The following is a 21,251-nucleotide window of genomic DNA, read 5'->3' on the forward strand; positions in this document are numbered from 1 at the left end:
CTTTGATACTGTACTAAAATATTTTCCTATCATCATTGCCTATACATTTTTGTCAGAAGTGCTTGGATTTTTAATTAGGGATTATGAAGGGTTTCAAATTGCATACATTGAAACATACTCCTATTCAAATAACTTGATTTTTAATATTTTCGATATCATTTTCTTTTTGTATTTCTACCATGTGTTTTGGAAGGTGATAGCAACTAGGAGGTACCGGAAGTTTATACAGTTTGGAGCTTTGCTTTTTGTGATTGTTAGTATCATTAATCCATTCTTTCAAAACCCTATCGTCTTTCCCCAAACCTACGCTATAACCGTAGGATCGTTTGTTCTCATAATGGCCGTTTTGCTTTATTTCAGGGAATTAAGGTCTCGAGAAGAAAAAACTACCAATAGCAGGAACCTGTTATTATGGATAGGATCTGGCTTATTAATATTTTATTCCTTTTATCCCCTGCTTATGTCAAATTGGTTGTGGAGTCGCGTATCCTACGAATATTATTATGTAGGAGAATTTCACCATCTGTTAATTGCCTTGATGTATACAGCTTTTATAATTGGCTTTATTAGAATGGGTAGACGTCTAAGATTATGAATAAGATATACAACCAAAAATGCCCTTACGGAGAACCGTCAGGGCATTTTTCTTATTATTCAAGAGTGTATCAGCCTTAGAGGGCTGCCACGTGCTTCGCCAATTTACTCTTTAAGTTGGCCGCCTTGTTATCGTGCACGATATTCCGTTTTGCCAACCTATCGATCATACTCACCACACTGGGCAATAAGGCCTCGGCCTCTTTCTTGTCTTCCAGTCCACGTAATTTCTTGATTGCATTACGGGTGGTTTTGTGCTGATAACGGTTTCGCAAGCGTACCGCTTCGTTTCTTCTAATTCTCTTTAATGCCGACTTATGATTTGCCATCTTACTCGTTTAATTATTTTATACACGTTCCTGTCATCTTAAGCAGCGAACTGTTGTAGCCCGTAGGGGAATCGAACCCCTGTTACCAGGATGAAAACCTGGCGTCCTAACCCCTAGACGAACGGGCCATTTTTTACATACGAAATCAAAAATACGAAGTACTGTGTTAATACCAACTACTTCCTATTTCGAACATCATCGTACTTTCGTAGCCCGTAGGGGAATCGAACCCCTGTTACCAGGATGAAAACCTGGCGTCCTAACCCCTAGACGAACGGGCCAATTTTCTGCAAACGCGGTCTTGCCCGACATCAATAATTTTAAATTTAATGTCATTCAGGCGGGTGCAAAAATACAATTATTTTTAACTAGTACAACAGCTAGCTATTTTTTTTTAGCGAAACTACCAAGAAGCTCGATAGCGTGATATCTTGCCATAAAAAAGAGCATTTGAATCCCCGGGAATTCAATACGCCTTTGCAAACAACACCCTACGATTGGAAGGCTTCCCTGTAACCATACATTTTCCTTCTTCCTTTTGGGCATCAATGGGGATGCAACGTATGGTCGCCTTGGTCTCCTCTTTTATCTTCTCCTCGGTCTCATTGGTACCGTCCCAATGCGCCGAAATAAATCCGCCTTGGTCTTCCAGTACTTTTTTGAATTCCGTATAAGTCTGTACCTCGGTAATATGTTCCGCCCTAAAATCGAACGCCTTCTGATAGATATTGCTTTGGATATCTTCCATCAGGAATTCAATTTTGGCAACCACTTCTTCCATTTTCACGGTCTCCTTTTCCAAGGTGTCCCTTCGAGCGACTTCGAAGGTGCCGTTTTCCAAATCGCGCTGCCCGATGGCCAAACGCACCGGAACGCCTTTTAATTCATACTCATTGAACTTAAAACCGGGCTTTTGGGTATCGCGATCGTCATATTTCACTGAAATACCCTTCTTTCTCAATTCCTTTACAAGTGGCGACACCTTTTCGGAAATAATCTCCAGTTGCTCCAATCCTTTATAAATTGGAACGATTACGACCTGAATCGGTGCCAATTTTGGGGGTAATACCAGTCCGTTATCATCACTATGGGTCATGATAAGCGCTCCCATCAATCGGGTTGAAACGCCCCATGAAGTGGCCCAAACATATTCTTGTTTACCTTCCTTAGTGGCAAATTTTACATCAAAGGCCTTTGCAAAATTCTGCCCAAGAAAGTGCGAAGTTCCAGCCTGCAAAGCTTTACCGTCTTGCATCAACGCCTCGATACAATAGGTATCCAAAGCTCCTGCAAACCGTTCGCTCTCGGTCTTGGTACCCTTAATGACCGGTACTGCCATGTGATCCTCGGCAAAATCGGCATAGATATCCAATATCAATTCGGCCTCTTCGATGGCTTCCTTTTCGGTGGCATGGGCGGTGTGGCCTTCTTGCCACAAAAACTCCGCGGTTCGCAGGAACAGACGGGTACGCATTTCCCAACGGACCACATTGGCCCATTGATTGATCAACAAAGGAAGGTCGCGATACGATTGTATCCATCTCCGGTAGGTATCCCAAATAATGGTTTCCGAGGTAGGTCGAACAATCAACTCTTCCTCAAGTTTGGCCTCCGGATCCACAATGATTCCGCTCCCGTCTTCCGCGTTTTTCAACCGATAATGCGTAACCACCGCACATTCCTTTGCAAAACCCTCTACATGGCTGGCCTCCTTACTTAGATACGACTTGGGAATAAATAAGGGAAAATAGGCGTTCTGGTGGCCGGTATCCTTAAACATTTTGTCCAAACCGGCCTGCATTTTCTCCCAGATGGCGAAGCCGTATGGTTTTATGACCATACAGCCACGAACCCCCGAATTTTCGGCCAAATCAGCTTTCACGACCAATTCATTGTACCATTTGGAATAATCCTCGTTGCGCTTCGTTAATTTTTTTCCCATAGATTATAGTTTGGCACAGATATTGTGCCCTCTCTTAACAAATAATTGGGTAAAACTAACTATTTTTAATATGTCCAACAATATAAAATTGAAACGATGATACAATCCCTACCCCTCCAACGAATGCGCACCACATTGCTACTCGCATTGATGGGCGTATTCGCCATATCCTGCGGTTCTTACCAACAGGCCTCATATTATGATAATGATGGTATATATACCACCGCCGATAGGCGCGTGAGCGTTGAAAGACCCCCTCGGCAAGTTCCTACGAAGCGGCAACGAGTACAGGACCAAGACAATGTGTATGCGGACTATTTCGCACAGCAGGCCGATCAGTATGATGAAATTTTAGAGGGAGAGATCTTTACCGATGTCGATTCGTATAGCAGTGGGGTAGCGAACGATAGCGTCAGTGAAGGTCAGTTGACCGATTATTACCAAAGCGAGAACGATTATACGGGACAGCCCGCGTGGGGAGATAACCCCACCAATGTAAGTATCAATATTTACGACAACAATTGGGGCTGGGGCGCCGGTTGGGGTTGGGGCTTTGGCTCTCCATGGCTATGGAACGGTTGGGGATGGAACAACTGGGGCTGGGGAGGCTACGGCTGGGGCTGGAACCGATGGAACCGTTGGAACAACTGGGGCTGGGGAGGCTACGGTTGGGGCTGGGGCGCTGGCTGGGGCTGGGGCTGGGGTGCTGGCTGGGGCTGGGGAGGCTTCAATACCTGGTGTCCACCTTACGGATATTACAATGGATGGAATAATTTTGGGTATGGTCGACGAAATGCAGCCTTTAATAGAGGGCGTCGCGGCTATTACAACAATACGAGAGCATTGGCATCGAATAGCTCACGCGGTAATATTTTGGGACGTTCAAATCGAAACTTGAGCCGAGCCAATGGGGGAACTTCAAGATATAGAAGCTCAGCGAACGTCAACCGTAATACAGCGGGCAGAAGTTCGAGAAACTATCGTAACGGGGTCGCGTCGCGAAGAACCGTCGGGGTAGACCGAAACCGCTCGTACCGCAGCAGTAGAAGCACTCGGGCAATGCCAAGATATAACAGTTCCTCAAGGTCTCGATACAACAGTGCCACAAGAAGTAACCAGACCTATCGCGGCACCTCGCCAAGGAGCAGCAATTACTCACGGAGTTCTTCTTCCAGGGTAGGAAGGTCAACTGCTACACCACGTAGCTCTTCTTATAGGAGTTCTGGCAGCCGTACCCGTAGCAATGGTGCCTACAGGGGCTCAAGTTCAAGGTCGAACCAATCGTACCGCAGTTCGGCTCCTCGCAGCAGCAACTACCGTAGTTCGGGAAGAAGCTCCGGTAGTCGTGGCGGAAGCTATCGAAGCTCGGGCAGCTCAAGAAGTAGCGGAAGTTTCCGGAGTTCGGGTGGAGGCGGTTATCGATCATCCGGCGGCTCCAGAGGTGGAGGAAGCCGTGGAGGAAGCAGCCGTGGAGGAGGCAGATCTAGGGGCTAAGCACCTAAAAATCATCAAGAACATAATTTTATTTCCATGAAAAGAGTATCAATTTTCATATTCTTTCTGTCTTGTATGTTTATGAACGGACAGAATATCTCGGACGTACTTCGATATAGCAGTGAGAATGTGCAGGGAACCCCCCGCTTTCAAGCAATGGGCGGAGCATTCGGAGCGCTGGGGGGCGACCTTTCCGCACTCAATGTAAATCCTGCCGGATCTGGCATTTTTAATCATGGCTCTTTTACGGTCACGGGAACTTATTACGATCGGGAAAACACTTCCAGCTATTTCGGCGGGTTTAGTGAATCCGGTTTCGATGATACGGACCTCAATCAAATAGGTGGTGTACTGGTCTTCAACAATTCGGACGATACTTCGGATTGGAACCGGTTGGCCCTCGCTTTTAATTATGATTTAGTCCAGAATTTCGACGATCGCGTATTGGTGAGGGGTAGTAGTCCACAAGGAATCGATAATTATTTTTCCGCCTTTGCCCAAGGATTACCTTTGGGAAATATTCTGTTGAGAGACGGTGAATTTATCGAGGATGCCTACTTGGACATCGGAGCTAGTCAAGGTTTCGCCGATCAACAAGCCTTTTTAGGTTATTACGGAGGTATATTGGATCCGGAGGCCTTGGAAGATGACAATACCGTATACAGTCCCAACGCGCAATACAGCAATGTAAACCAAGATTTTTTAAGAAGTAGCGCAGGTTACAACGGAAAATTTACCTTAAACTTGGCGACACAATACCGACAAGCGGTCAATTTAGGGGCATCGCTCAATTTCCATAATGTGCTTTACGAAAGATTTGACTTTTATACCGAGGATGGGTACGATGCCGATTCCGAAATACAGAGGACCACTTTCGATAATTATTTGCTGACTCAAGGCTCCGGTTTCTCCTTCAGCTTTGGGACTATCGTAAAATTGAATGATATCGTACGGGTAGGGGCCAGTTATCAGTCGCCCACCTGGTATCGTCTGACCGATGATCTGTCACAGCGAATCGATTCGGATTTGGCGGACTCCGATATTGGTTTTATCAATTTTGATATTGTCAATTTGTTCCCTAGATATACGTTAAAAACCCCTGGGAAATTGACGGGAAGCTTGGCCCTGGTATTCGGAAAGAATGGTTTACTGAGTGTGGACTACGGCTATCAGGATATGTCCGAAGCCCGTTTGAGACCTACCGATGATCCCAATTTTGCGACCGTGAATTCAGATATTGGCTCCCGGTTGGCAGCTGTATCTTCCTTAAGGCTCGGAGGGGAATATCGTATTGAACGTTTCAGCCTCCGAGGTGGCTATCGTTTTGAGCAAAGCCCGTATGAAGATGGGAACACCGTAGGTGATTTGATGGGCATCTCAGGAGGTATCGGATATGATTTTGGAGGTAGTAGGTTGGATCTTGCCATCAATAGAACAGAGCAAGACGTAAATCTACAATTGTTTGATGTCGGGTTGCCCACTCCCGCCAATATTGAACGGGTCAATACCAACGTGAGTTTAGGATATACCTTTAATTTTTAAAAAAAACGAGTCAAGAAAGTTTGAAGATGGCCGGAAGTTTTCCGGCCTTTTTTTTATCGCTTCAATGTGAAATGGGACTGTATGGTCCGCGCAATCATCACGTCATCCTCCATCCTTGAAAAATCGAGCTTGAACCAATAATCCGACGATGGCATCGGTCTACCGTTATAGGTGCCGTCCCATCCCCCGGAATTCGGCGCCAACTGCTTCAAAAGTTTACCATAGCGGTCAAAAATAAAGATGGCGGGATCGGTCAAGGTTTCTATACCATAGACCAGCCACTCATCATTGACCCCGTCGTTGTTGGGGGTAAAAAATTTGGGGTACCCAGCCACTAAGAATTCGATGGGTTCGGTAGTACCGCAACCGTTTTTATCGTTAATGACTACTGTATTGATTCCTACAGGGATATTGTTGAAGACCGGATCATCTTGAAACTCGCTACCATTAACGGAATACTCATAACTGCTATCCCCATCGACAAAAATTTCTACATTATTGGTCCGGGTATCGTCGTCTAAAATATCTTCCAGTATCTCTACTCTATCCAATACCGGAATTCCATAAAAGGTAATTAGGATATCGTCTGTCACATTTCCGAAACTGGTTTCGATATTCACAAAATATCTTCCCGAGTTCGGGCTAGTAACGATGTACTCTGTTGCATCAGGACCACTCAATAAGTCATCTACATCAATAATACCGTCATCATCATAGTCCACGGACCAGGTGACATTTACAATATCGGGGCCGGCAGGTGAGTTAAGCGCACTTAAGGGAATATCGGGGTCGCCCTCACAAGCAATGATATCCAGTCCCAAAAACTCATCCCGTAAGGTGCAATCCAGCGCTGTATCTTGATCCGCCTCGACGGAACTTCCGGTGAAGGTGAGCTCAAAAGGTTCTATAGGATTTCCATTCTGGTAAGTGGTATAATTGTTGATTAACAAATAATATATCTCCCCAGGTTCTACCTGCAACCATTCGTCATATGTATTCATATTTTGAATCAGTGGAGGTTCGCCTACAGCTCCATTTTCTGGATTCACTCCTACACCGGTGTATTCGGTTTCGTTTACTTCAAAGTTACAACGAATGGGCAAAGCAGTTCTATTGGTAATATCCGCGCAATCGACATCCGGGCCATAGAGTGCAAAATCAAATTCGGCTAATTTAACACTACAATTGTCAGTTCCATCTGGGCACAAAGCCCTAATATTGAACCCTAGTTGTCCTCCGGTGCCTGCCCTGAAAACAAACCACGAGGTATTATTCTCTAGATTTGCGGAGCCATTACTTCCCTTTTCCAGACATCCACTTGGTCTAAAATCGTCATCTCCAAAGTCATTGATATCTCCGTTTCCGTCGGGATAAGCAATTATCGGAGCATCGGCACAAACGGGAATGGCAGTTCTACAATCCGGTGAATTTTGGGCTTGTACGCCAAGGGTACACAGCAAAAAACCGAAAACTATAAGTATTCGCATAGGTATTGGGGCTAATTAACATACCGAGGGTTGCAATAATAACTGGTGTTACCCCTGTTTTAGTATACTTCGACGAAATTTTATGCAGTTAATCGATGAAATGCAGCATCCACTGCACTAAGAAGGTGGGCTAACGCTTGAGGGAAAAGTGGTTGTTCACATATTTTGCGGTGCTCCGCTGGCCATCGGAATCAATGTACGTAAGCTTGAACCAATAGTCGGCGGCAGGCAAACGTTTTCCATTAAAGGTACCGTCCCAACCGGGGCCATTGCTTCCAATGGTATGGTTCAGTAGCTTTCCGTAACGGTCAAAAATATAGATTTCAGGATCCTCCAAATTTTCGATACCCGATATTCCCCAATGATCGTTCATACCATCGGCGTTCGGGGTGAAATACTTGGGAAAGCCTACCACAACGATTTCTTCCGTTACACTACCACATCCATTCGGGTCGTTTACCGTAATGCTGTGCGTGCCAGGAGTTACGTTTGCGAAGACATTGCCGGTTTGGAATGGGCGATCGTCCAATTGGTATTCCCACGGCCCCTCTGCATTGGCCACCACGGTAACCGTATTGTTTTTTTGAAGGTCCTCGATGAGCACATCCATGATTTGTGGTGGATTGGAATTGGTAACCGTAACGGTTCTGTTTGCATCACAGCTGAGTCCACCCTGCGTGTTCGTAACCGTCAGGGTATAGGCACCTGGCTGGGAAACGGTTATCTCCGCGGTGGTCTCCCCCGAATCCCATGCATAACTGTAATTCGGTTGCAATAGGTCCAACCCGATGGTTACACTGCCGTTCTCGGCACATAAATAGGCCTCTGAGGGGAAATCGAGTATCGGACTCTCCAGATTAACTAACTGAAATTGCTCAGACACATCAAAACAATTGGGGTTGTTGATGGAAGATACCCGTACATATATCGTTTGTGCCCCAGCTTGGGTAATATACTGCTTAGGTAAGGCATTGGTAGCATTGTTGGCATCTCCAAGGTCGGCATAATAACTTACGACGTAAGAATTCGGGTCCTGGGCACCTAACACCTCGGCATCCTTTTGGGAAAGATCAAAGGTAGACAAACCCGAACAGGAGGCAGCATCGCTTATAGGATTTGCAATAGGTACCGGGGAAAAAGCGACTTGTACTTCGCTAACGATATTATTGTTGGAAGGGGTAATCACCTGAACACGATATGATGCAGTGGTTGTTACAACCAAAGTAGCATTGTTTTGGCCTACGATGGGCTGAAAGCCAGCGCCCGTGTCTATATACCAATTGTAGACAGTAGCGCCCATGGTCGTGGCATCGAGGGTTACCGTTTCTCCCTCGCAAGCGGCAACAGGCGGACCTAATAGTTCGCTAATAATCGAACAGTCTAACGCGTCGTATGGATTAGTAACAAAAATCTGGCCCGAAAACTGTATGGAAAAGCCTGAATTGGTGTTACTAAAATTATTGATCAATAGGTAATAGTCCTCTCCCGGAGTTACCTGGAGCCAATCCTCGTATTGAAAATTCCCGACATCACCGGTAGGATCTTCTCCAACCCCTACGAAGCTGTTGTTGTCCGTATTGTCAAAGAAATTACAGCGGATGGGATTCCCCAGGGCATTACAGTCGTCAACACGATAAAGTGCAAAATCCCAATCCTCCGAAGCATCAAAACCGATGTTGAATCCAAGCTGTCCCGAAGCCCCCGTACGAAATCGGTACCAGGCGGCGTTCGATTCAATGGCACCGGAGGTAGTTCGCTCCAAACAACCACTGGCACCATCACCGTTGAAATCATCGATACCAAAGCCATTGGTTCCGCCATTGACCGGGGTATTGTTACAAATGGGAATAGCGTTCCCGCAGTCTAAGGAAACCTGGGTTAGACCAGCCTGCATCCCGAGAAAAATCAATAGTATAGTAAGAATACCAAAACGGTTCATAAGTAGGTATAATACTGGAAGTTGTAAAAATAACATCGAGCTTTCCTTAACACGAATTTATGTTGTGTATCACGGCAAATAGGGCATAAAGTGCCATATTATGTATATCTTTGCGATTCGTTTTAGTCCTAAATAGATGAAAATAAAAAGTACATTGGAAGAGCATTTCGAGGAAATTGGAAACGATCATGTTTCGGCATCGGAAGACACCCCGCTACGCGATGATGCATTTATTTTGACCGATGATGAAAAAATAGCACGCATCAGGGAAAATATCAGGGAAGTGATGCTCACCTTGGGGCTTGACCTGGATGACGACAGTTTAAAAGGAACTCCCGATAGGGTTGCCAAAATGTTTGTAAAAGAACTATTTGGCGGACTTCATCCCGACCGGAGACCCAAGTCATCGACCTTTAAGAACAAGTACAAATACGGTGAGATGCTGGTTGAAAAGAACATAACCCTATATTCTACCTGCGAGCACCATCTTTTGCCAATTGTCGGAAAGGCACATGTCGCTTATATCTCCAACGGAACGGTCGTTGGTTTATCCAAAATGAACCGTATCGTAGACTATTATGCAAAGCGGCCCCAGGTACAGGAACGCCTGAATATTCAAATCGTTCGGGAACTCCAGAACGTTTTGGGGACCAAAGACGTAGCCTGTGTCATCGATGCCAAGCACCTCTGCGTAAATTCGAGAGGCATACGCGACATTGAAAGCAGCACGGTGACCGCGGAATATGGCGGAAGATTTCAGGAAGAATCGGTTCGTCGTGAGTTTTTAGACTATATCAACCTAGATACCAATTTCTAATCGTATTCCTTTGTAATGCCATTGTACCAGAGCCAATCGCTTAAAATCTATAATTCACTTTCCGGTAAAAAAGAAGCTTTTGAACCCCTTAACGAAGGCCACGTAGGGATGTACGTCTGTGGTCCTACCGTTTATAGCAATGTTCATTTGGGAAATTGCCGTACGTTCATGTCGTTCGATATGATTTTCAGGTATCTGAAACACTTGGGTTACAAAGTACGCTACGTTCGAAATATTACCGATGCCGGGCACCTGGTAGACGACGCGGAGGATGGCGAGGACAAAATTGCCAAAAAAGCCCGTTTGGAAAAGCTCGAACCGATGGAAGTGGTACAACGCTACACCATAGACTTTCATCAAATTCTGGAAAAGTTCAATTTTCTACCCCCTAGTATCGAACCGACCGCAACGGGGCACATAATTGAGCAGATTGAAATCATTAAGGATATTCTAAAAAAGGGCTACGCCTATGAAATTAATGGTTCGGTGTATTTTGATGTCGCAACCTTCAACGAATCGTACGAGTACGGGAAGTTAAGTGGCAGAAAGCTCGAGGATATGATTGCCAACACCCGTGAGCTAACGGCACAGGACGAGAAGAAGAACCCACAGGATTTTGCCTTGTGGAAAAAGGCGGAGCCCCAGCATATTATGCGTTGGCCCTCCCCTTGGGGTGACGGTTTCCCGGGATGGCATCTGGAATGTACCGCGATGAGTACCAAATATTTGGGTGAGACCTTTGACATTCATGGAGGTGGAATGGATTTAAAGTTTCCCCACCACGAATGTGAGATTGCGCAGGCCGAGGCCAGTTACGGCCATTCACCGGTACGATATTGGATGCACGCCAACATGCTTACCATGAACGGAAAAAAAATGGCCAAATCAACGGGAAACAATATACTTCCAGGAGAAATATTCTCAGGGGACAATTCCGTCCTGAGCAAGCCCTTTGCCCCCGCTGTAGTACGATTCTTCATGATGCAGGCACATTATACCAGTATCCTGGATTTAAGCAACGATGCGTTGTTGGCCTCCGAAAAAGGCTATAACCGATTGATGGAAGCGGTAGATACCCTCAATGGTTTACAAACCGGTCCTAAGAGCGATTTTGACGTAACCGCATGGAAGCAGCAATGCTACGATGCCATGAACGACGATTTTAACACCCCAATTTTGATCGCACACTTGTTCGAAGCCGTAAAACACATCAACCTGGTAAAAGAAGGGAAAGAAAGTCTCAGCGCAACCGATAAGGAATTGCTCAAACAAAGTGTAGAAGCCTTTGTGTTCGAAGTACTGGGATTGGAAGCAAAGAGCGTTCAAAATACGGATTCCAACAAACTTTCAGGGGTCGTAGAACTGTTGATCCAACTACGAATGGAAGCGAGGGCGAACAAGGATTTCGACACCTCCGATAAGATACGTGATCAATTGGCCGCGTTGGGCATTCAACTAAAAGACGGGAAAGAGGGTACGACTTTTACGGTCTCTTGAACCCTTCGGTCAATATGGGCGAAAACTGGATGGTCGATGCAGTTACCTCCAACAATCTAAGGGTCTTTTCTTCTACCCAAAAGGGTAGACCCCTCTCAGACCTAAACCAAACTTGAACCCTATTGGAGTACGGGATAACGACCAGTGGACCGAACGAATAAGTAAGCTCAGGGTAACGAAGAAGACTGACGACCAAATAACCGCGATAAAATGAAAAAAATCCTGATAGCTCCCTTTGTTTTTCTGGTCAGGTTTTATCAGCTGGCCATATCTCCCTATACCCCTGCCACATGCCGCTACTCCCCTACTTGTTCACAGTACACTTTGGAAGCCTTAAAAAAACATGGCTTGTTTAAAGGTGGTTGGCTAGCGTTAAAACGCATTTTCAGTTGCCACCCGTGGGGAGGCAAAGGGTATGATCCGGTTCCCTAATTGGTTGAAATGTCATAATCAGGCATTTCATTCCAAAAAGATCTGCCTTGTAATAGGGACATTTATCCTTACTGCTCTTTTAAAACGGCAGCGGTCTTAGGTCTATTTAGTATATTAGCCGATCAAAACGACCTCTTATGTATCTTTTAGGCATTACCTGGAATCCGAATGAAACCTTGTTCACCCTAGGACCCCTTCAAATCAAATATTACAACCTGCTTTGGATTACCGCTTTTGCCGTAGGATGGGTCATCATGAAACGCATTTTCAAAAATGAGAACAAAACGGTAGAGCAACTCGACTCCCTCTTTATCTATACCGTGTTGGCAACGATGTTGGGCGCGCGCTTGGGACATGTGTTCTTTTATGATTGGCCCTACTATTCCGAACATTTATTAGAGATTTTGTTGCCCATTCGAGAAAGCGGCGACGGAGCGTTGTTCGGGTTCATAAAAGGGTATGAGTTTACGGGATTTACCGGTTTGGCGAGTCATGGAGCTACCATTGGAGTAATTTTAGGCATGTATCTCTACACGCGGAAACACCCTGGATTCAATCTGTTGTGGATACTGGACCGAATGGTCGTTCCTTTTGCCATCGGAGCCTTTTTTGTGCGATTGGGTAACTTTTTTAATTCGGAAATCAACGGCAAGGTAACCAACGAATCGTTTCTTTTCGCTACCCGGTTCGTTCGCGATTCCGATGATATGCATCCTTCGAAGGCGTTAGGGATTACCAAGGAGAAAACGGTCAATGCGGCCTACAATGCCATTGAGAACAATCCGGCCTTCTCGGAATACCTGGCCCAAATCCCGTATCGTCATCCGGCCCAACTTTATGAAGGAGTCGCTTATATTTTCGTGTTCATACTGCTTTACTACCTTTATTGGAAGACCGATAAAAAAAATAAACTGGGATACCTTTTCGGACTGTTTTTAATTTTGTTATGGACAGTTCGTTTCTTTGTGGAATTCGTGAAAAAAAGCCAGGGAGGTTTTGAGGAAACCCTCGGTTTGCTCTCCACCGGACAGTGGTTGAGTATCCCGTTTATTCTTATCGGATTGTACTTTATGTTCAGACCAACTAAAAGCAGACAATAAGTAGGGTCTGTTAGCCGTACAATCGTAAGTAGACTTTGGGCGTATTCAACATCCTTTGTATAAATCGTAAATTTGTAAGGTCATGATTCGAATTCTTAAATTCAGTACACTCCTCTTACTGGGATGTTTTTTGTTCGTTTCCTGCAAAGACGAACCTAAAAAAACGATCAAGACCGAAGAGGTCGTTTTTAAAAAAGAAGGGGAACTCTCAATTTTCAAGCAAAGGACAGATAGTTTAATCACCACCTTGGATATCGAAATCGCCGATAACGACTATGAAACCCAGACCGGTTTAATGTATCGTAGCGGTATGGAAAAAAACCAGGGAATGTTGTTTGTCTTTGAAGGGGAGGCCATGCACGCCTTTTACATGAAGAATACCGAATTCCCATTAGATCTACTGTTTATTAAAGAAGACTTGACACTGGCCAGTTTTCAAGAGAATGCACAACCTTTTGATGAGAAAGGCCTTTCTTCCAAAGTCCCTGTAAAATATGTGCTTGAAGTAAACGCCGGTTTAGTCCGGCAATGGGGCCTTGAAATTGGTGACCGCATTGAATACCGAAAACGATAGCTTCATGGAGTTGTTATTGGACGGCCTGGAAACCGAGCGCTTATTATTTAGAAAATTGCTCCCTTCAGATTTCGATGCTTGGTTGCCCTTTCATGAAGATTCCCGTACCTCGGCGTTTTGGTCGGGTCTACCGAAAGACCCTAATGAAGCTTGTCAACAAGACTTTAAGCGTACCTTTTATCGGTATAGCAACGATTTGGGTGGAAGACAGGCCTTGATTCACCGAAAAAACCAGGAATTGGTCGGATTGGCAGGTTTATTGGTACAGGAAGTAGATGGGCAGCAAGAAGTGGAAATCGCGTATTCCCTACTCCCCAAATTCTGGAAGAAAGGATACGCCACCGAAGCGGCCGTCAAGTGCAAGCAATTTACATTCGAAAACCATTTGGCCGAATCCTTGATATCCATCATCCACATTGATAATATACCTTCCCAAAAAGTAGCAATGGGGGTCGGTATGCAATTGGATAAAACTACTTTTTATAAGAGTAACCCCGTGAACATTTATCGAATATTGGCATGAGCAAAGCGCACTGGGCCATCCTTATCGATAACAACTCGCAAAAGCAATTCCTAATAGATTCGCTGTTGCAGGGCAATGTTCCCACCACCTTTGAATCTCTCAAACCGCAAAAGGGTGCCCTATTTTCCAAACTGGCCCTGGAAGCCTTTATCGATGAGGAGGAACGCCATGGTAGGAAAATTATCAATTCCAAAACCGCACAGTTGTTAAAGACGATGTCAAGCGGGGAGCAGAAAAAGGCACTGTTAGCGCATATCCTGAAGCAACATCCCGATTTTATCATTCTCGATAATCCGTTTGATAATCTGGACAGTGACGCACAAAAGGCATTAAGGAAAAAACTTCAAGCGATTGCCGATACCACTTCCCTCATCCAGATAGCCAGTAGAAAGAACGACTTGCTTCCTTTCATACATACCATCGCCCAACTGGAAGGAAAGTTATTGGTTCCTGTAAATGAAAAAGAGGTTGGCTCGAATCGAGTGATGCCAAAGACCTTTCAAGGTACCATTCCGACCCCGCTCCAACCGATCGAATTTGAAGGTGAAGCGTTGATCGAATTAAAAAATGTATCTGTTTCGTATTCTGGTAAGCCTATCCTAAACAATATCAACTGGACCATCAACAAAGGAAGCTTCTGGGAGCTTCGTGGTAAGAACGGTAGTGGAAAAACGACCATTTTATCGATGATTACTGGAGAAAATCCCAAAGGATACGGGCAGGAACTCTACATTTTCGGCCGGAAAAAAGGCAGTGGGGAAAGTGTATGGGACATCAAAAAAAGAATCGGTTATTTCACCCCGTCAATGACCGACAAATTCACGGGGTATCACACCGTGGAACATATGGTCATTAGCGGGCTCCACGATTCCATTGGTCTTTATGTAACCCCTACCGAGGCTCAAATAAGGTTGGCAAAAGAATGGTTACAACTAATCGAGATGTGGCATTTGAAAGATACCCTCTATCACGATTTGAGTATGGGGCAAAAACGCTTGGTGATGTGCATCCGTGCCATGATCAAACATCCCGTTCTTTTGATTCTGGACGAACCTACGGCCGGTCTCGATGACACTAGCGCCCATCTTTTTGTACAGCTTGTGAACAAGTTTGCAAAGGAAAGTGCCTCCGCAATTATATTTGTTTCCCACAGAAAGGAACGGGGCTTACTTCCCGATAGGGTTTATCGGTTGGAAAAGACCAATATGGGGTCGGTTGGAAAGATGGTATAAAAAAACCGCCAATAGAAAACTTATTGGCGGCCGTACTTTTCATTGCTGGATACTTATGCCGTAGCCTTTGCTTTTTTCTCTTTCCCTTTATCTTTCGCCTTTACCTTGATAGGTGACGTGATTTGTTTTTTCAATGTATCGTACATCACCGGGGTGGCGATAAAGAGCGAGGAATAGGTACCGACGATGATACCTATGATCATGGCGAACATAAAACCCCTGAGCGATTCACCACCGAAGGTGAAGATAGCCAATAATACCACCAAGGTAGTCAATGAGGTATTCAGGGTTCTGCTCAAAGTACTGTTTAAGGCCAGGTTAATATTTTCCCCTGCTTTCCAGCCTTTTTCCCCTATAATCTCACGAATACGGTCGAATACCACCACCGTATCGTTCAGGGAATATCCGATTACGGTCAGGATTGCTGCGATAAAGGCTTGATCAATTTCCATGTTAAACGGCATCACTGTGCCCAATAAAGAGAAGATACCAAGTACTATCATTACATCATGGAATACCGCCGCAACCGCTCCCAATGAGAACTGCCACCTGCGGAAACGTACCAGGATGTAAAGGAATACGACCGCCAACGAACCAATAATCGCCAAAAAGGCATTTTTCTTGATATCATCGGCAATGGTAGGACCTACTTTTATCGACTGCAATATTCCCAAGGCATCTTCCCCACCTCCGGTTATGAAGTTTGCCTGGGTCATTCCGTCGGGCAAGTATTTTTGAAGGGAGGTGAACAACTTTTCCTGAATCTCGTTGTCTACCTCGATTCCTTCGACATCGACTTTGTAAGGAGTGGTTACTTTTATCTGGTTGTCTTCCCCGTAGGTTTTGACCTGTGTGCCACTACCAAAGACCGTGTTCAATTCAGAAGCGATCTCCGATGGGCTCACTGGCTTCTCAAAACGGATTTGGTAGGTGCGGCCTCCAATAAAATCGACTCCTTGTTGCAATCCAGTGGTCGCCAAAGAGAAGATACCTACTCCCACTAAAATCAATGAGATTACGTAGGCAATCTTTCTTTTCTGCAAGAAATTGATATTCATGTTCTTGAAGAGGTTCTTGGTCAACGGGGTAGAGAAATCCAATCGTCGATTCTTTCCGCCGATATACCAGTCAACCAATAATCTAGTAATGAATATTGCAGTGAACAAGGAGGTAACGATACCGATCAACAAAGTAGTCGCGAACCCCTTGATAGGACCGGAACCAAATACAAACAGAATAATCGCCGTAAGTCCTGTGGTTATGTTCGCATCGAGAATAGAGGACAGGGCATTGTTGAAGCCATCCGAAACTGCTTGGCCTTTCCCTTTACCTTTGGCCAACTCCTCCTTGATACGTTCAAAAATCAGTACGTTCGCGTCGACCGACATACCGATGGTCAAGACGATACCCGCGATTCCCGGTAAGGTCAATACAGCCCCTAGACTTGTCAACACCCCAAAAATCAGAAGTATGTTCAACAACAGGGCTATATCGGCAAAGATACCCGCCTTCCCATAGTAGAAAACCATCCATACCAATACGATGGCCATGGCAATCAAGAACGACATAAAACCGCTATCGATGGCTTCCTGCCCCAAAGAGGGCCCTACGATCTCCGATTGAATAATCTCGGCCGAAGCAGGTAACTTACCGGCACGTAACACATTGGCAATATCCTTGGTCTCGTTTACGGTAAAATTTCCCGTGATTTCCGAATTGCCCCCTGAAATAGGTCCACTGGACACACCCGGTGCAGTATAGACCTTGTTGTCGAGTACAATGGCAATCCCCGTTTGATTATTGTAGGCATCCCCGGTCAACTTTTCCCATTCTTTCGCTCCTTTGGTATTCATGCTCATAGAAACCGCCGGTTTGCCTCCCATATCAAAGTCGGCCCTAGCATCGCTCACCACATCCCCACTTATTCTTGGAACTCCTTCGCGGTTCGATTTTAGTGCATATAACTCAACAACCTCGGAGTCTTCACTGGGTCGTTCCCAAAGAAATTTGACAAATTGTAATTCGGGGGGCAATAACCTTCTTATCTCTTTCATTCGAAGATAGCTTCCTACCTCCGCCGTGTCTTTAACCGCAACTACACCTACGGCATAACTGGGCGCCCCTATTTGAAACTTCTCAAAAAGTGGGTTCCGCTGCGTGGCCAAATCCAACGAATCCTGGGAAACATCGGATAGTAGGGAATCTATTTCAGACTCTTCCTTGATCTCTGGCTCTTGCTCCTCGGTATCTACCAAAGACTTTAAGGCATCGTTGGCTTGAAAAAAGAACTGTTGTAACTGTTGGTTGTTGGGTTGATAGGTCTCCCAAAACTCTAATTGGGCAGTACTGGAAAGAAGACTTTGTGCCCTTGTAATGTCTCGCGCCCCGGGCAATTCGACCAAAATACGGCCTGAGTTTCCCTCTCTTTGAATATTAGGTTGCGTCACCCCGAAACCATCGATACGTTCCCTTAGCACCTCAAATGCCGATTCGATGGACTCGTCAATTTTTCTTCTGATGACCTGCTTCGCTTCATCATCGGTCATATTGGCGTTGATTTCACCCTCCAGACCACGGGTATAAAATATATCGGGCGAAGCGAGTTTGGTATCACCCTTAATGTTATCAAAAGCCTCAAAAAACAACTCTAGGTAGGTATCATCACTATTCTTTGAAGCAGCGTCGGCATCGGCCAGCGCTTTGTTAAAAACAGGATTTTTGGTATTGTTGGCGAGTCCTTTTAAAATGTCCTTCACCGATATCTGTAGCGTAACATTGATTCCTCCTTTTAAATCAAGACCCTTGTTAAGCTCTCTTTTTTTGGCTTCGTTATAGTTGGTAAAGCCTAAAATACTTTGGTCGCCAATCGAATCCAAGTACTTCGCCTCTAGGGCCTCCCGTTCGGAGAGATAATCGTCCTCGGTAGCCGGAATGCTCGTTTCGGCAAAGGTCTTCGCCTCGTTCTCGACTTTGTTGGTGATAAAGGTATAGGATAATTGATAGATGCTCACCAACCCGAACAATAGGGCGAAAAGCTTTATGAGTCCTTTATTTTGCATTGGTTACGTAAATTAATTGGATGCGTTTTCTAACAGCCTGCAAATATATGATTTTCCCGTAGGATTTGACAACATATTTAAGAGTTATTGCTGGTGTTTGCCAAAAGAAATGAGGCCGCCCCACTGTTAAAAACAAGCACTTTTTTGTTCATGGTATTCCGCTGTATGCTTAAAAACAAAAGGGGCATCGCTTGTTTCGCGATGCCCCTTTTTCGTTCTAAATCTGCACTTGTTTGCTATACTTCCAACAAGCCATTTGTTTTTTTGACCCCTTCGGCACTTTCTTGCATTTTGGCCTTTTCGGCATCGCTCAAAGGAACGTCTACGATTCGTTCGATACCGTTGCGACCTAGGATAACGGGAACCCCTATACAGATATCGTTCAGGTCATATTCCCCTTCGAGATAGGTAGAACAGGGGAACATCTTCTTTTGGTCACAGGCAATTGCCTGCACCAAAGCGGAAACCGCTGCTCCCGGGGCGTACCAGGCACTCGTACCCAATAACTTGGTCAAGGTCGCACCGCCTACCTTGGTATCTTCGACCACCTGCTGCAATCGCTCCTCGGACAAATATTCGGACACATTTATACTGTTTCGGGTAGCATGGGAGGCCAAAGGCACCATACCAGTATCGCTGTGTCCGCCGATGACCATTCCGTCGATATCGGAAATAGGAGCTTGCATTGCTTCCGCCAGCCGGTACTTAAAACGTGCACTATCCAATGCTCCGCCCATACCGATAATCCTGTGTTTGGGTAGATCGGTAGTCTTGTGTACCAAATAGGTCATGGTGTCCATTGGATTGCTCACCACGATCATAATTACATTCGGAGAATGTTGGATCAAACTAGAGGATACTGTTTTGACAATCCCTGCGTTGATACCGATCAATTCTTCCCTTGTCATGCCTGGTTTACGGGGAATTCCCGAAGTGATGACCGCAATATCGCTACCGGCGGTTTTCGAATAATCGTTGGTGACCCCGGTAATTTTGGTGTCAAAGCCGTTTAACGATGCGCACTGCATCAGGTCCATTGCCTTTCCTTCGGCATAACCCTCTTTAATGTCCAACAAAACGACCTCCGATGCAAAATTTTTGATGGCGATGTACTCTGCACAGCTTGCTCCTACGGCGCCGGCACCCACTACGGTAACTTTCATATTCTATGTTTTATGTTTAACGTTGATTTCCTTGTTTTTTTGGGATGTTAAAATTACGCAATCTTCCTTTAAAACGATACAAAATGCGCGACTTTAATCGAGGTAAATGAGGGAGATTTTAGTCGATGAAATGCACGAAGTCTTAAAAAAAAGAACCGTTCAACGAAGAAAGTCGGAAGAAGCTGTCATACGTCGAATTTTGACAATACGAATTGTTCCCAAGCCGTTAGCATTTATAAGAAACCCCGAATCTTAATTAACCTACATCATGAAAAAGCTATTTTCGCTATTGGCCATTATCGGCATCATACTGGCGAGTAACTGTTCTCGAATCCCGGAGAATAACGACCCGATTATCGGATATTGGGAAAAGGTCGAGGTAATGACCGCCGACCAAGCAGGAAAGCAAACCATTCTGCAAAAATGGACCTTTAACGATGCCTACTTGGGCCGATACAATCATGAGGTGAATTACAAGGAGACCATTCGAACCGATTTTAAATGGAGCGAGGAAGATGGTGTGTACACCATATCATATCCTGGAACAGATCTTCCCAACCAAATAGTATCAAGGGAGGAAACCGAGGAAGGCGAAATCCTGAAGGATGCCCAGGGAGCGACCATCGCCATCAGACAGTAATCTTTTACACACTCTTAAATACGCAAAAACCCTGACATTTCTTAATATGTCAGGGTTTTTAGTATTATGTACCGATAAAGGCTATTTTGTATTACCCGATTCTTCGGCTAGAACAAACTCGGTATAGTCAAGCACATAAACGCCTAGCAAACTCCACTTGTACTTGTGGACGGCATACTTGGCCTTAAATTGTTCATTGTCCATAAACAATCGGTCATAATGTTCATCAAAATTGCCCTTCGTCAACCAGACAATCGAATCATCTTTCTTTATGTAATACGACTTGGCGATGCCTCCGGCCAATTTTAAAGATCCGACACCGATACTGGCCGTTTGCTTCGCAAACGGGTCTGCAAAAACCTGTATGACCTGGCTATACTTGGGATTCACTACCTGCATTAGATACTCGGCGGGATCTTTTTTATTCTTTAAGGAAACGGTCTGATTGGTGTACATTGTATACCCTTTATTCAAATGCTTGGAGGCATCACTTCTACCCCATTTGGTGGCATCGTTAAAATAGGCACTCTGCTTACCAAGTTTCTCCATTCCCGAGGGAGCCATGTACAAATCGGCAATATCAGCAGCTACGATTTCTACTTTCTTTTTACCCTCTTCCTCGATTTTCAGTCGTTTTATTTGCCCTTTTTTATAATCAAGGTCTTTGATATGACCTTCCAACTTGGTGCCGTCCTTTAAGGTAACATAAGCCGGTTTTTTCCTGGAATAGGAGGTATAGGTCGGGTCAAAGGCGGCCTGTTTTTCACGTTCTTTTAAATCTTCCTGTCCGAAACAGACCGTGCCGGACACGAATAATACCATTGATACTAGTTTTACTTTCATCATAAAGATTTGGAATTAATATTAGAATTGTCCCAAAACTAAAA

Annotated in this window: 17 protein-coding genes and 2 tRNA genes; 10 read left to right on the forward strand and 9 right to left on the reverse strand. The window is 45.0% G+C overall.

All coding sequences use genetic code 11. The features are described from left to right. Window positions 1-671 precede the first annotated feature (671 nt). The 4 genes from rpsT to proS form a co-directional block, all read right to left on the reverse strand. On the reverse strand, window positions 672-923 hold the full coding sequence (gene rpsT, locus FK220_RS01320; protein ID WP_152572482.1) for a 30S ribosomal protein S20: 252 nt from the start codon (window positions 921-923) through the stop codon (window positions 672-674). A gap of 56 nt (window positions 924-979) precedes the next feature. After that, a tRNA-Glu gene (locus FK220_RS01325) sits at window positions 980-1,051 on the reverse strand. Window positions 1,052-1,132: 81 nt separating this feature from the next. Continuing rightward, window positions 1,133-1,204 (reverse strand) — tRNA-Glu (locus FK220_RS01330). 185 nt (window positions 1,205-1,389) lie between these two features. Continuing rightward, on the reverse strand, window positions 1,390-2,865 hold the full coding sequence (gene proS, locus FK220_RS01335) for a proline--tRNA ligase (RefSeq protein WP_152572483.1): 1,476 nt from the start codon (window positions 2,863-2,865) through the stop codon (window positions 1,390-1,392). A gap of 96 nt (window positions 2,866-2,961) precedes the next feature. On the opposite strand from proS, the gene FK220_RS01340 reads away from it, so the two are divergent. After that, window positions 2,962-4,359, forward strand: coding sequence for a hypothetical protein (locus FK220_RS01340; RefSeq protein WP_152572484.1), 1,398 nt, complete (start codon window positions 2,962-2,964; stop codon window positions 4,357-4,359). Window positions 4,360-4,395: 36 nt separating this feature from the next. Next, window positions 4,396-5,901: an OmpP1/FadL family transporter gene (locus FK220_RS01345; protein WP_152572485.1), complete on the forward strand. Its 1,506-nt coding sequence runs from the start codon at window positions 4,396-4,398 to the stop codon at window positions 5,899-5,901. A 53-nt stretch (window positions 5,902-5,954) separates the two neighbouring features. Here the strand turns inward: FK220_RS01345 and FK220_RS01350 are convergent, their stop codons facing one another. Together FK220_RS01350 and FK220_RS01355 are read right to left on the reverse strand one after the other, a co-directional pair. Then, complete coding sequence (locus FK220_RS01350; RefSeq protein ID WP_152572486.1) at window positions 5,955-7,388, reverse strand: T9SS type B sorting domain-containing protein; 1,434 nt, start codon at window positions 7,386-7,388, stop codon at window positions 5,955-5,957. A gap of 130 nt (window positions 7,389-7,518) precedes the next feature. Then, a complete protein-coding gene (locus tag FK220_RS01355; protein WP_238718862.1) occupies window positions 7,519-9,363 on the reverse strand; it encodes a T9SS type B sorting domain-containing protein in 1,845 nt (614 codons plus the stop codon). 100 nt (window positions 9,364-9,463) lie between these two features. Here FK220_RS01355 and folE point away from each other — a divergent pair, with 100 nt between their 5' ends. From folE to FK220_RS01390, 7 genes are all read left to right on the forward strand, one after another. Beyond that, complete coding sequence (gene folE / locus FK220_RS01360; RefSeq protein ID WP_152572487.1) at window positions 9,464-10,144, forward strand: GTP cyclohydrolase I FolE; 681 nt, start codon at window positions 9,464-9,466, stop codon at window positions 10,142-10,144. Between the two features lie 15 nt (window positions 10,145-10,159). Then, the gene (gene cysS, locus FK220_RS01365) at window positions 10,160-11,641 is read left to right on the forward strand and encodes a cysteine--tRNA ligase (protein ID WP_152572488.1); all 1,482 of its coding nucleotides are present in this window, start codon (window positions 10,160-10,162) and stop codon (window positions 11,639-11,641) included. Window positions 11,642-11,851: 210 nt separating this feature from the next. Next, window positions 11,852-12,073, forward strand: a complete 222-nt coding sequence (gene yidD, locus FK220_RS01370; RefSeq protein ID WP_152572489.1) for a membrane protein insertion efficiency factor YidD — start codon at window positions 11,852-11,854, stop codon at window positions 12,071-12,073. Between the two features lie 137 nt (window positions 12,074-12,210). Continuing rightward, entirely contained in the window at window positions 12,211-13,173 is a 963-nt protein-coding gene (lgt, locus tag FK220_RS01375) for a prolipoprotein diacylglyceryl transferase (RefSeq protein ID WP_152572490.1), read from the forward strand. Window positions 13,174-13,255: 82 nt separating this feature from the next. Beyond that, complete coding sequence (locus FK220_RS01380) at window positions 13,256-13,747, forward strand: DUF192 domain-containing protein (protein ID WP_152572491.1); 492 nt, start codon at window positions 13,256-13,258, stop codon at window positions 13,745-13,747. A 4-nt stretch (window positions 13,748-13,751) separates the two neighbouring features. Next, window positions 13,752-14,270, forward strand: coding sequence for a GNAT family N-acetyltransferase (locus FK220_RS01385; RefSeq protein ID WP_152572492.1), 519 nt, complete (start codon window positions 13,752-13,754; stop codon window positions 14,268-14,270). Continuing rightward, window positions 14,267-15,502 carry an ATP-binding cassette domain-containing protein gene (locus FK220_RS01390; protein ID WP_152572493.1) on the forward strand — a complete coding sequence of 412 codons (1,236 nt, stop codon included), beginning with the start codon at window positions 14,267-14,269 and terminating at the stop codon, window positions 15,500-15,502. Before FK220_RS01385 ends, FK220_RS01390 begins: the two co-directional genes overlap by 4 nt. A 53-nt stretch (window positions 15,503-15,555) precedes the next feature. On the opposite strand, the gene secDF is transcribed toward FK220_RS01390, so the two are convergent. Both secDF and mdh read right to left on the reverse strand, forming a co-directional pair. Next, complete coding sequence (gene secDF / locus FK220_RS01395; protein ID WP_152572494.1) at window positions 15,556-18,561, reverse strand: protein translocase subunit SecDF; 3,006 nt, start codon at window positions 18,559-18,561, stop codon at window positions 15,556-15,558. A gap of 236 nt (window positions 18,562-18,797) precedes the next feature. Next, window positions 18,798-19,724, reverse strand: coding sequence for a malate dehydrogenase (gene mdh, locus FK220_RS01400; protein WP_152572495.1), 927 nt, complete (start codon window positions 19,722-19,724; stop codon window positions 18,798-18,800). Between the two features lie 268 nt (window positions 19,725-19,992). Here mdh and FK220_RS01405 point away from each other — a divergent pair, with 268 nt between their 5' ends. After that, a complete protein-coding gene (locus tag FK220_RS01405; protein WP_152572496.1) occupies window positions 19,993-20,364 on the forward strand; it encodes a hypothetical protein in 372 nt (123 codons plus the stop codon). A gap of 81 nt (window positions 20,365-20,445) precedes the next feature. On the opposite strand, the gene FK220_RS01410 is transcribed toward FK220_RS01405, so the two are convergent. Further along, window positions 20,446-21,186, reverse strand: a complete 741-nt coding sequence (locus tag FK220_RS01410; RefSeq protein ID WP_152572497.1) for a hypothetical protein — start codon at window positions 21,184-21,186, stop codon at window positions 20,446-20,448. Window positions 21,187-21,251: the final 65 nt, after the last annotated feature.

Source organism: Pelagihabitans pacificus (assembly GCF_009371985.2).
GTDB lineage: Bacteria > Bacteroidota > Bacteroidia > Flavobacteriales > Flavobacteriaceae > Pelagihabitans > Pelagihabitans pacificus.

Coding starts and splice junctions, on each gene's coding strand:
- FK220_RS01390 (WP_152572493.1), top strand. CDS start 14,267: ATGAGCAAAGCGCACTGGGCCATCCTTATCGATAACAACTCGCAAAAG.
- FK220_RS01380 (WP_152572491.1), top strand. CDS start 13,256: ATGATTCGAATTCTTAAATTCAGTACACTCCTCTTACTGGGATGTTTT.
- yidD (WP_152572489.1), top strand. CDS start 11,852: ATGAAAAAAATCCTGATAGCTCCCTTTGTTTTTCTGGTCAGGTTTTAT.
- secDF (WP_152572494.1), bottom strand. CDS start 18,561: ATGCAAAATAAAGGACTCATAAAGCTTTTCGCCCTATTGTTCGGGTTG.
- mdh (WP_152572495.1), bottom strand. CDS start 19,724: ATGAAAGTTACCGTAGTGGGTGCCGGCGCCGTAGGAGCAAGCTGTGCA.
- rpsT (WP_152572482.1), bottom strand. CDS start 923: ATGGCAAATCATAAGTCGGCATTAAAGAGAATTAGAAGAAACGAAGCG.
- FK220_RS01355 (WP_238718862.1), bottom strand. CDS start 9,363: ATGTTATTTTTACAACTTCCAGTATTATACCTACTTATGAACCGTTTT.
- lgt (WP_152572490.1), top strand. CDS start 12,211: ATGTATCTTTTAGGCATTACCTGGAATCCGAATGAAACCTTGTTCACC.
- FK220_RS01405 (WP_152572496.1), top strand. CDS start 19,993: ATGAAAAAGCTATTTTCGCTATTGGCCATTATCGGCATCATACTGGCG.
- folE (WP_152572487.1), top strand. CDS start 9,464: ATGAAAATAAAAAGTACATTGGAAGAGCATTTCGAGGAAATTGGAAAC.
- proS (WP_152572483.1), bottom strand. CDS start 2,865: ATGGGAAAAAAATTAACGAAGCGCAACGAGGATTATTCCAAATGGTAC.
- FK220_RS01340 (WP_152572484.1), top strand. CDS start 2,962: ATGATACAATCCCTACCCCTCCAACGAATGCGCACCACATTGCTACTC.
- FK220_RS01350 (WP_152572486.1), bottom strand. CDS start 7,388: ATGCGAATACTTATAGTTTTCGGTTTTTTGCTGTGTACCCTTGGCGTA.
- FK220_RS01410 (WP_152572497.1), bottom strand. CDS start 21,186: ATGGTATTATTCGTGTCCGGCACGGTCTGTTTCGGACAGGAAGATTTA.
- cysS (WP_152572488.1), top strand. CDS start 10,160: ATGCCATTGTACCAGAGCCAATCGCTTAAAATCTATAATTCACTTTCC.
- FK220_RS01385 (WP_152572492.1), top strand. CDS start 13,752: ATGGAGTTGTTATTGGACGGCCTGGAAACCGAGCGCTTATTATTTAGA.
- FK220_RS01345 (WP_152572485.1), top strand. CDS start 4,396: ATGAAAAGAGTATCAATTTTCATATTCTTTCTGTCTTGTATGTTTATG.